General features: G+C 32.3%; 6 protein-coding genes. All 6 read right to left on the bottom strand.

Translation table 11 applies throughout. The features are described 5' to 3' along the window. Positions 1-204: 204 nt before the first annotated feature. Complete coding sequence (locus tag KH172YL63_RS01645; RefSeq protein ID WP_173104478.1) at positions 205-1,713, bottom strand: hypothetical protein; 1,509 nt, start codon at positions 1,711-1,713, stop codon at positions 205-207. A 170-nt stretch (positions 1,714-1,883) separates the two neighbouring features. Beyond that, positions 1,884-3,737: a DUF262 domain-containing protein gene (locus KH172YL63_RS01640; protein ID WP_197747085.1), complete on the bottom strand. Its 1,854-nt coding sequence runs from the start codon at positions 3,735-3,737 to the stop codon at positions 1,884-1,886. Positions 3,738-3,942: 205 nt separating this feature from the next. Further along, positions 3,943-5,676 carry an ATP-dependent nuclease gene (locus KH172YL63_RS01635; protein ID WP_173104477.1) on the bottom strand — a complete coding sequence of 578 codons (1,734 nt, stop codon included), beginning with the start codon at positions 5,674-5,676 and terminating at the stop codon, positions 3,943-3,945. A gap of 101 nt (positions 5,677-5,777) precedes the next feature. Continuing rightward, a complete protein-coding gene (locus KH172YL63_RS01630) occupies positions 5,778-9,119 on the bottom strand; it encodes a DEAD/DEAH box helicase family protein (protein ID WP_173104476.1) in 3,342 nt (1,113 codons plus the stop codon). A gap of 24 nt (positions 9,120-9,143) precedes the next feature. Beyond that, positions 9,144-10,340 (bottom strand): restriction endonuclease subunit S, encoded by a 1,197-nt coding sequence (locus KH172YL63_RS01625; protein ID WP_173104475.1) that lies wholly within the window; start codon positions 10,338-10,340, stop codon positions 9,144-9,146. A gap of 1 nt (position 10,341) precedes the next feature. Beyond that, the gene (locus KH172YL63_RS01620) at positions 10,342-11,805 is read right to left on the bottom strand and encodes a type I restriction-modification system subunit M (protein WP_173104474.1); all 1,464 of its coding nucleotides are present in this window, start codon (positions 11,803-11,805) and stop codon (positions 10,342-10,344) included. Positions 11,806-11,920 lie beyond the last annotated feature (115 nt).

Below are 11,920 nucleotides of genomic sequence, written 5' to 3'. Positions count from 1 at the left end.
TTCACCCTACCCCTCAACTATTTCCTTCAAATTATGTAATAAAATTACATATATCTACATAATTGTACCCTATAATTACAAGACTTTGTACTCTTTAAATAGGATTATATTACTAAAAATTAATTATAATGAACTACCTAATGAAATATTTGAATGGGTATAAAGAAAAAACCACTACCTATTCAGGCAGTGGAACTTTACTTCTCATGTGTTGGGCCATATGAAATCTTTTTTATAATACTTCACTTTCAACCTAGCCAAGTCATGCTCCCATTCCGAGATAGCATAACGGAACTTTTTAGTCCCATTTTTCTGGCCTTTTCTTAGCTTTACATTTCCTGCAATAGTGTATGCTACTTTCTTTAATCCTATTTCAGGAACAGCAAGTTGCAAAATACGCCACCTTTGTTCCCTCGTGGTATTTGTAATTTGATACCCCCTTTTTCTTAAAGCACTCATTTCTGCAAAACCATTTGTTTCATTATGAGAGTTCTCCCCAGATCCAGAAACATCAGTAGATGGCCATTTAAATAATTGATCCTCTTTTTTCTTCATCTCAATTCTTCTTTTTTTAGTGTCATCAATAATCTTTATATATCCCGGTTTTGCAAGATGATTCAATATTTTCATCACTGGTTTAGTTATATAAATTTCTTCTCTCTCGGAATGTAATAAACCCTCTGCAGGTACTGTTTTGATAACTTGGTTCATCTTTTCATCCTTATATACCATCAATTCAAATTTAGTTTTTTGATTTACATCCTCTAATTTAATTCCAGGGGGAAGGTTATAAGGTGAAAGTCTATAAATCTCTTTAATTCCTTTATATTGTTTATTTTTACCAACATCGCCTTTACTTATTTCTAAACTATTACCTTTTAATTTAGAGATTATTGTTTCGGATATTTTTTCTTTTTCAAATACCGAATACCCTTCTAACTTTTTAAAGTGTTTAATTAGCGCTTCGATTTTCTCTTGATTAATTTTATCTTTTTTTAATAATTTTTTGTTAATGTAACGGTAGAATTTCACTCCCCAATTATCACTCTTCATCAACTCTGGATATTGGTTCACCTGTTCCTTAAGAAGTTCTTCATTATTCAATAGAAACCCATACCACAATAATTTTTCAAAGGTATTCTCGTTTATTTGATCATCAAAATTCCCCCAATCAACATTCATATCTATAAACAGAGTCTTTAAAGCATCACGGTCCACAATTAAATATGTGTGCAAAAGTTCTAATGACAAATCCAAATTAAACCACTCATAAATATTAGCATCCACCTTTTTAATATTTGAACAAAGGACAGAATCAATATTCGCTTTACCTAAAGTACCTTCACAGTAATTTAGCAGCTTTAAAACTTCAAAATAAATTTTATCTGTAGAATGGACGAATTGAATTGAGAAAAGAGTGCATAATTGCCCTACATTAGTCGCATTATCAGTAACATAGAACTTAGTATATAACCGGATTTCATGCAATGTCTCAGTAAGTACTAATGCAAGATCAGCATTTGCTGTTCTTTGTAAATACTCCAATAATCTAGTAACTTTGTTATGGAATTCATTCGTTTTATTTCCATTTCTAATTCCTATATTTCCTAGATGAACAAGTTCTAACAGGAATTCATTATCATTATTTAATGGCTCAAAAAAGTCACCGTATTTTTTCTTATATTCTTCTAGTGATAAGTTGAATAGGCCCATTGTAATCTCTCCCTGACATTTAAGCATAGCTCGACATCTCTTGGAATCCAGTTCATCATTTTCGCAATCCTCGCCCATTCTAAATATCTATTTAGAATGCATATTTCACTTTCTCCTATTACAGTAAAAGCCTAATACTATTAAAAGCATTAGACTTTTATTGAAATTACTTATTTCCAAATATTTTTAACAATAGCATAAAGCAATTTATGCCTTTTTTCTAACTCATTTGGCCCAAAATCATCCAATGCTTCGAATTCTAACTGAAGATTATTTATCATGTTTTTAAAGTCAATTTTGGATTTATAGGTATCTTGTCTTAAAGTTTCATTCCAGTATAGGGTATTTGCATATGTTTTTAATTTATCACTATAGGTTTCATTGCTACTTGAAATATTGTCTTTTCCTTTTAGTAACAGTAAACCTCCCAATCTATTTCTTTCACGTTCAAATCTATCATTATCGTTATCAAACTTATCTAAATTTGTGGGATTTACAGATAGAATATGTTCAATATGGAACCCATTAACAGCACCTGTATTAGAAACTAAATCGTATAATGAATGTCTCATTTGCATATTGGTTTCCTTTGAAATGAATTTTTCAATTCTAGCAAAAAAATATCTTTTAAACCTCTTATTTAATTCAAATCCAGTATCCTTAAATAATTGATAACTAATTGGTTCTTTTATTTCTAATCCTCGGTTCTCTGAGAGCATAGAAATTAAATGCTTGTCAAATACTCTTCGAATATTATTAAAGTCATCTTCTTCTCTGATGCTATTACTTATTTTATATATTGCTTCATTATAATCATTACTATCATAGCCCTTTTGCAGCTGTAAAAGGGCATAAAAGCGATCAACTTCGTAGGAAATTCGTTTAATTTTTTCATCTTCTAGAGAATCATTTAATTTACATACTGAGAGAGTTAATAAAAATTGGCTATCCATTTCAGTTAAACGGTTATAATAAACATGTATAAATGGCTCATGTTCTTTAGAATAATAATTTAAGGTTTTGTTATAAAGAGAACTATAATATTTGAAGTCATTCAATAAGAATTCTTTGACCGCTTTTGCATTATGATTTAATTTCCATTTTGCATTTACTTCATTTTCAAATATGGTTCTGTGGTAATTGTTTTTGTCATACTTTCTAGATTCGCCAACAGTATTAGCAAATTTTGACCGAAGTAGGTACATAAAAAACTCATCGACTTCATCTTTAAAGTCTCTGTTAATCATTCCAATATTAGTATCCCAAAGGTCGTTTAGGTGAAAGTGTTCAAGTTCTTTTTTATCCACCTGTCCTAAGAGTTTACCCTTTAAGATTTCATAAGGCTTTAATTTCACACCACGATCATTAATCACTTCAAATACCATAGGGACATCTGTTTGTTCGACATTTAAATTAATAAGGACTAATCTTTTTAAAAAGTAGAAAACAAAACTTTCATACTGATGTTTATCCTGTAACTTATCATCAATGAATCTGGATATAGCACCATAATTATTTACCATGTTAACCGCCGTTATACCACTAGAGGTATTAATTAAAGAGATATCCTTGTTCTCATATAATTCCCTCATTGTGGATAAGTGATGCTCATGCTTCATCCAAAACTCCTTTTCATAACCATTGAAACCAACAATTTTTTGAGATATCCAATCGACTAACGGAGAGCCAAAATTCACTCCTAGGTGCATAAGTTTTATTAAAATTAACGTAATAGTCGTTAACCTTTGCTGACCATCCACAATATATAATTTCCCACCAACTGGATTTGTCACATATGTATTTAGATAATACCATCCGTACTCTTCAATTAACTGGTGAAGGGGGATATCATTGTTCCTATGCTTCTCGTATTCTATACAAAATTTATAAAAAATATCATCCAATAATCTATTTACAGGTTCATTCGACCACTTATATTGTCTTTGATAAAAATCGATATAGTATGTTGTGTTTGAAAAGACTGTATTGATATTTTGTTTATCCGGAGTTACATCCATTCCCATAAAATAATCATCCTCTCTTATTTTTTTACTATTATCATACCATTTATTACCTAATTAGTACTTACAAATTTCAACCCTTCACTCAAGAAAAAATAGGATCTTCTATTTCAAGTAGATTGACTTAGTTTTTTGCCATGAAAATCTTTAATGTCTAATAACTAAGACACCTAACTAATTGTACTTTGTAATAAAAGCTTTTATAAAATTAAGAGTTAACTTCTTTAATTTTATCTGTCAGAACTTTTTTTATTCTTTTATAAGAATTGGGTAAGTTTTTATGTTGTAGTGCATTTAGTACTTTCATTATATTTTCGATTTTTTTTATCTGCTTGTGCCTATTTAACAATAAGTACTTTGCAGATTTATTTTCAGCCTCTGCTGCAGGTACACTAATAAATTGATAGTATGCTTTAGTGGCCGTATTAGATGCTACGAGATCCATTTCAAGACAATACATCATAGAAATGATGTTGTATTTTTCTAATAAATCCATGGCTTTACTGTGGTTTCTTCCAAATAAGCCAAGCAATCTATTTCGGTCTACTTCTTTAGGGATTAATTCATTTAATAGAGATGAACCTTTAAATTCATTTCTGTACTTTGGAAAGCCACTGTCATATCTGCTATTCTCTAATTTATCCTGGGAGTATGGCACAAAAAAATCTTTATCAAGAATGATAAAATTTGGTATATTTAAATATTTTAGTAAGTAATAGGGATATGATAAGTTCTTAATTCCCTCTAGGTTTAAGATGCTTACCCCAAATAAGTCAGGATCAATATTATTTTGGGACAGTAAAAACTTTACTACTTCTGCATCATTTTTACTCTCTACAATAACAATGAACTTAGCAAAGAAGAATTCACTATTCCTGTAGCGGTAGAATTGATAATATTTAAATTCTTCTAAATTATGTTTTCCCCAAAAATTTGCAGGTATTTGAAAGGCGGAAGTTTTAAACCCCCTAGAGCTATCCATTTCCTTTCTAAATAAGATAATTTCATTATGTTCAAGTTGGTCAACAATAACAGCTGAATGAGTTGTGAAAATTATTTGAACTTCAATAGTTGAGTTATTTTCTTTTATAGACTTAATAAACTCTCTTTGCGCTTGAGGATGTAAATTAATTTCCGGTTCTTCAATTCCTAGAATGATATTATTATGCCTTAATTCAGCTAGGTATCTGTATAATGCAATAATTGTTAGACTTTGAATACCGCTTCCACTCTCAGTAATTTTATACCTAAAGCCCTTTTCCTCTATTTCAAGAGCAATGTCATTCAGTAGGAGAGAATAGTCAATTTGTTTATCAAAGCTTAGTTTAAAATCAAAGTTTTTGTTTAGTGAATAATTTTTTTCAATTGCTTCTTGTACTTTTGAAAGACCTATTCGTTCTAAATTCCTAGCTGCATCCTTTACTTTAGGCGATAGCGTATCTCTTCTAGAAGTACTCTTTTTTAAAAATTCTTCTAGCACTATCCTTATCAATGCATTTTCTGCCCAGATTATTTCTCTTTCATCTCTATTAGGTGGAATCAGCACATAGTTAATATTTTCTTTTAATGAAATTAGAAATTCATTATTCAATTGATGATACAGTCCATTTTTTTTATAGTGGAGAGTCCTTTTCTTTGTTGTAAATGAATAGGTCATCCGTAAAATTAATTCCTCATTGTGTTTCTTATCTTGATAAAGTTCTGTATTAGGAGTATCTTCAAATGTTAATTCAATTCTAACTAGACTCTTATTTGAATACTGATGTACCCCATTTATAAAGTTCAATTCTTCTTCTTCATAATTAAAAAATGCATTGAGAGCTCTTAGAATAGCAGATTTACCCGAATTGTTTTCTCCTACTAATGCAGTTATTTTTCCATTCTGGACACTACAACTATTGATAGACCTAAAGTTTTTTATATTTATACGAACTAGCTTCATTTTTACATCTTCTCCTTTATAAATTCTCTTTTTGCTGTATAAATGGTAAATGCACCTTTAAGGATTAAAGGTGCATTTACTTGAGAGAACATTAATCTGTACTATGCGGTTGTATTAACTTCCGAATTTCTATTTATCTCATCAATAACCCCAATAAGCTTCCGAGCATCATCCATATTATCTTTAAACAGCTCTACAATACTACCTACAGATTTAAATGGATCTTGCTGTAAGACTTTTTTATCCATTAATCCGTTTTTCACTACATAATCAACAATAAGCTTCACAAACTTACTTTGATAAATATTAAGCTTTTCATGGGTTAGGAATTCTGAAAAGGCTTCATTTGCTGCTTGTGGATCTAATCCCACAATCTGTCTCACCAGCCTAGTAACAGGAGTATCGCCAAAATCCTTCTCGTAATCTTCTTTAGTTCCTAGTTCATTCCAAAGAATACTTTCTAATGACTTTATATCTTGCTCAGTAAGTTGTTTGTTATTCCTAAGTTTATGGATTGCTAGTTCTTCTCGGTGTTCTTGTAAATAGTGATGTACTTTCTTCTTATAATTTTGTAAGTCATTTGAGTGGAAGATTGGCCCGTTCTCCTTGACTTCCAGCACTTGATCTTTGAAGTTTGTGAAGTACATTTTCTGCTTTTCTTTTTCAATAAACTTAATCAGGTCTCGAAGTGCTTCACGGACACTTTCTAGTTCGAAAATGTCAGCACTTTCCCAGAACTCTTCAGTTAGAACTTTATCAATGACAGGCTTTTGCTCAACTACTTGTGGTATTGTGCCTAATTTAGATAATGCTTCAGCAGTTGTTACAACGCTGCGAATAGGCTTAGTAGCATTCTTTGTTTGTAGTTTAGCTAACTCAATAGTGTACAATACTAGATCAAAACGTTTAGCGAATTCATCGTCATTAAATGGCACGATTATTGGTGAAATATACTCTTTAATCTCATTCACCTTCATTACTGTTAATGAGTTCCAGTTAGCTTTGTTTTTGAATTTATGAACATGTTGTAGATTCTGGCGTACACGGAAGTTTTCATCATCTAATGCATGAATATCTGCAAAAACATCATTAATGATTTCATTCCGGTGTGAAATATAATCCTCTGTCTGATATTCCATACTCTGAAGCTCTTTAATTATTTCAACCTTTGAATTAAAAAGTTTTTCAGTCAGACTTTCTGTAGCTTTACCTTCTATTCCTTTAGGATTTTCCCTGAAGAATTCAAAGTTACCACAATAATCAAATATTAAGAAATGTGTTTTATCCTGTCCTATTCCTAGCAAGTCTGGACATAATCGTGTGCCGCGTCCAATCATTTGCCAGAACTTTGACTTTGATCGTACCTTCTTAAAGAATACAAGGTTAACGACTTCAGGAATATCAACTCCAGTATCAAGCATGTCTACTGAAACAGCTATCTGTGGCATTTTTTCTTTTGTTGAAAATTCTTCTATTAGGGTTTGATAATAGTTCACACTGTAATCTATAACTTTAGCAAATTCGCCGCCATACTCAGGAAATAAAACATCAAATCTTTCGACTATCTTCAAAGCATGTTGATGGTTTTTAGCAAAAATTATGGTTTTACCAAGTTTGTCTCCACCTTCAACATGAATACCCTTTTCCATTAAATTCTGGAGAACGGTATCAATTGTATCCGCATTAAAAAGCCATTCATTTAATGCTCCACTATCAATATCCTCTCCAACTTCATCCTCAAATGTTTCTTCATAAAATTCTTTCTCTTCATCTGTTAAGTCATCATAACGAATACCTTCTTCAAGGAATTTCATCTTTGTTTCAATGGTTCTGTAATCAACCAGAAATTTATCTTCAACCGCTTTTTCTAACTCGTAAGCATACGTTGGAGTGCCACTTTCCATGTTAAATACCTCATACGTATTTTTATCAATCTCATCTTTTGGAGTAGCAGTTAGCCCAAGCAATATACCATCAAAATAGTTAAAGATAGATTTGTATTTTTTATAAATACTTCTATGGGATTCATCTATAATAATTAAATCAAAATGCCCAATGGTGAATAACTTCTTACCGTCTTTTCGCTTCGCCTCATCGATAGCATTCATCATAGTAGGATAGGTAGAAAAAACCATCCGACTTTCTTCTGGATTATCTTTGTTATCTAATAGATTACATAACGATAAGCTTGGTAAAAGGTTATTAAAATTTCTCTTTGCTTGATATAAAAGTGTTTTGCGATCTGCTAAAAACAAAACGTTCTTAATCCAGTTGTGGCGAGATAGTACATCCACTATGGAGATAGCTGTTCTTGTTTTCCCGCTACCCGTGGCCATAACTAGCAGCATTTTTCGCTGATTACGTTCCAACGCGTCGCAAACTGCTAGTATTGATTCCTTTTGATAATAACGGTTAGTAATTTCATCGTTAATTTCGATACTTTTTAGTTCACGTTTCATTGTAATACGATCTATAACAAGTTTTAAATCAGCATGATTATAGAATCCGAATACTCGTCTTGGTGGATATGGTTGATGCCAGATATATGTTTCAAATCCATTGGTGTAAAAAATAACGGGACGCTGCCCATACCTTTGTTCAATGCAGTCAGCGTATAATTTTGCTTGTTGCTTACCGACATTGGGATCCTTCGAGGTTCGTTTTGCCTCTACTACTGCAATAGGCTTACCGTTGTCACCGAGCAATACATAATCAACATAGCCAAGACCTTGATTATTAGGCATTCCTGTCACTTCATATTCCCTTAAAACATTCGTACCGAATTCCCAACCTGCTAGCTTTAGATCAAGATCAATATACTTCTTTCTCGTCTCAAATTCACTTATCTCATCGACCTGGAAATCATATTGATCTGTATTTAGTTCACGCTTGATTGTGTTTATCTTACGAAGTTCATCATTTTCCTTCATCATCTCTTCTAAACGTCGATCTTTAGAGCTTAACTGCTCATATAAATCTTGTAATTCTTTTGGTCTAACTCGTCTTTCTTCACCTTTTTGCAGTAAGGACTCGTCAAATTCCTTTGCAGTATATTCATCCGAGTAACAGTAATCAACCCAAGCCACAAATTGATGTAAATTATGTAGAGATAATATTGCTTCATCACGATTAATGTTTGCGTTGGAATGGACTGATACATTTCCTAGCTTAACAACGTACTTTAACAAAGGAAGTAAATTATCATCAATGATAGCAAGAAAATTAGAGTCGTGAATCAAACTTGATAAATTCTCTTGATAAGGAACTTTTAATTCACTGTCAGAACTATAAAGCCACTTTACAGCAAGCTCTAGTGCACGACGTGCCAAAATTGCGCACGTCGCTGGACTTAAAAGAAGAGCTTTTTCCGATTCTAGACAAGCATTTGTAAATTCAACATATTGGTTTTTCTCTTTTAAAAATTCAAAATTTGAATACACCATCTTACCCTCTCTCTAATGATAATATTAATAAATAGTTTTTTTGTTAAAAGATAATTCCCCTTTAAACGCATGTTGAAGTAAGGACTGGAAGGATTCTTCTATGAGAGTAAGAGATCTCATCATTGATTCTCTCTGTGACTGAATTTGTGTATAAAAATATTGAAACTTCTTCTGTTCTTCTAATGGTGGTAAGTTTAATTCTAACCCTTTTATAACAGTTAGGTTTAACCCATTCATTATAGCTCCTTTATTAGATTTCAAAATTTGATATAAAATTTCAGGATGCGAATGGATAGCATATGATAAAAATTCAGGTAAAGCGATATCCCTATTCAGTGTAATTGTTGCTAAATGTTTAGTTGTTATTGCTAAAGGGATTTCTTCAGGAATAACAGCACTTCGTCCAGTTGTACCCATAATGGTAATAATGACATCCTTAGGTTTAACTGTATACCTTTTTAGCTTTTCGTACTTTTCCTGTGTAATAAACCTTCTTTCTCCCCAAGTAAAATGGTTCTTTACTGCATTATCTATTCCTAACACTGCAATACCTTCATCAACAAACTCAGAATGTTTTAAGTCACTTCCAAAAGGACCAGTACGCATACTGCCTCTTTCACTTTTGGCAACATCTTGAACTTTTATTTTCTTCCAATTTTTATAACCCTTTGCCAAAGGACCGACTACATGCAAGAAGTATGATTGTACTAATTCATCTAACTTTGCTATGGCTTCTTTTCGTTTTTTAATTAACGAATATGTTTTGTTTAGACTAGCAGCTATTCTTCTTTGTTCTTCTAAATCTGGCACAGGAATCATAATTTTTGATAATCCCTGGTTATTTATTGCCTTTTGGGTTGCGCCTTTACAATACTTGTTTTTTTGTTTTTGAAACATTTCAGAGTTTATGACATGGTATAAATATTCTGGGTCGATAATAGACCTATTTAAACGGAGTACAACAAACCCTGTTGAGACAATAATATCTTTTGTTGCTTCTTCTATGCCTAAAACCTTTTTAGTATTTTCCATACGAGCAAATATAATATCATTTACTCTTACATTCTGATTTGCTCTCGAAGGTTTATCCTCATACGAATATTTTTCAAGGACAAAGGTACCATCATCATTAAGATTACCAGTTTTTAAATATGGTCGTTCTCCTTCAAATTCTTTTACTGAACTATTAATAATCTCGGAGACAGACAGTAATTTTTTCATTTCAATTATCACCAATCATCCCCTCCAATTCCTTAATGCCTTCCATAATTTCTTCTTCTAGATTCTTAATATCAGCAAGGATGACTTTGGGATCTTTGGACTGCACTTCTTCGTATTCTACTTCTTTATACAAGTCAAAACTTAAGTCATAATCATTTTCTTTAATCTCCTCAACAGGAACGGAGAAAGATTGCTCTGTTCGTTTTCTTTCCTTTTCAGCATCTAAATTACCCATACGAGCAATGATATCAGGAATATCATTTTGTTCTATCGGACTCCGTTTATCATCAAGCGAATAACCGTCTGCTTTCATATCATAGAACCATACATTATCGGTTCCACCCGCACCTGTTTTTGTAAAAATCATAATTGCGGTAGATACTCCGGCATATGGTTTAAATACACCACTAGGCATTTTAATAATCGCCTCTAATTTATGAGTATCAATAATCTCTTTTCGAATTTGCTTATGTGCTTTTGAACTTCCAAACAAAACTCCATCTGGAACAATAACAGCAGCGCGGCCACCCGCTTTTAAAATGCGAATGAAAAGGGATAAGAAAAGTAATTCAGTTTTCTTTGTTTTCGTCAGTTTTAATAATTCGTTCGAAACCCCTTCTTCATCAAGTGAACCTTTAAATGGTGGATTCGCAAGTACTAGCGTGTATTGGTCTTTATCTTTATTGACTTCTGCAAGAGAGTCACGGTAATCAATATTTGGATTATCAATACCGTGAAGCATCATATTCATTGCCCCAATACGCAACATCGTTCTGTCCATATCATTTCCGTAAAACATGGTGTTGTTAAAATGCTCTTTTAAACCTTGTACTAAGAACAAATCACTATTATATTTACGTAGGTACTCAGCAGCAGACACAAGGAAACCTGCTGATCCCATTGCTGGGTCAATTATCACATCTTCAGGTGTTGGTTTCATGAGTTCAACCATCATATCAATAATATGGCGTGGGGTACGGAATTGACCGTTTGTTCCTGAAGTTGCTACTTTTGATAGCAAGTACTCATATAAGTCACCTTTTGTATCACGGTCTTTCATTGGGATGTTATCAATGCCATCAACAATTTTAGAAAGCATATTTGCTGTTGGGATCATGAACATCGCATCGTTCATGTATTTAGAGTATGCTGAATTCTGTTTGCCATGTAATTTCTTAATAAAAGGAAATACTTCATCTGATACGACATCATACATTTCCTTCGCCGACCCTAGTTGCTTAAAACGACTCCAACGTAAATGCTGTTTGTCTTTAGGAAACAACCCCTGATGTTCCATACCAAGAAACTCAGCTTCCTGCTCTTTGATTGTTTCTTGTTCATCTAACCCTTTTATGAATAATAGATAAGTAAATTGTTCGATTACAGTTAGTGGGTTTGTTATCCCCCCTGTCCAGAACGTTTCCCATATTTTATCTACTTTACTTTTAATTTCACCTGTTATCATCTTGTTACCTCCTTGATATTTCCATTCTATTATTATATCACTATCTAAATTATCCTTATAGTAGTTGGCAGCAATAGGTGATTTACAACTCTTTCCGCAATCACTAGTTTTACAC

The sequence above is a fragment of the Bacillus sp. KH172YL63 genome (genome assembly GCF_011398925.1).
GTDB lineage: Bacteria > Bacillota > Bacilli > Bacillales > Bacillaceae_B > Rossellomorea.
Note: the sequence above shows the minus strand (reverse complement) of the source record. Positions and strands in the feature narration are given on the sequence as shown.

What these genes read in the sequence shown, in the direction of transcription:
- KH172YL63_RS01645 (WP_173104478.1), bottom strand. Translation starts at nt 1,713, where the DNA reads ATGGGCCTATTCAACTTATCACTAGAAGAATATAAGAAAAAATACGGT.
- KH172YL63_RS01640 (WP_197747085.1), bottom strand. Translation starts at nt 3,737, where the DNA reads ATGGGAATGGATGTAACTCCGGATAAACAAAATATCAATACAGTCTTT.
- KH172YL63_RS01635 (WP_173104477.1), bottom strand. Translation starts at nt 5,676, where the DNA reads ATGAAGCTAGTTCGTATAAATATAAAAAACTTTAGGTCTATCAATAGT.
- KH172YL63_RS01630 (WP_173104476.1), bottom strand. Translation starts at nt 9,119, where the DNA reads ATGGTGTATTCAAATTTTGAATTTTTAAAAGAGAAAAACCAATATGTT.
- KH172YL63_RS01625 (WP_173104475.1), bottom strand. Translation starts at nt 10,340, where the DNA reads ATGAAAAAATTACTGTCTGTCTCCGAGATTATTAATAGTTCAGTAAAA.
- KH172YL63_RS01620 (WP_173104474.1), bottom strand. Translation starts at nt 11,805, where the DNA reads ATGATAACAGGTGAAATTAAAAGTAAAGTAGATAAAATATGGGAAACG.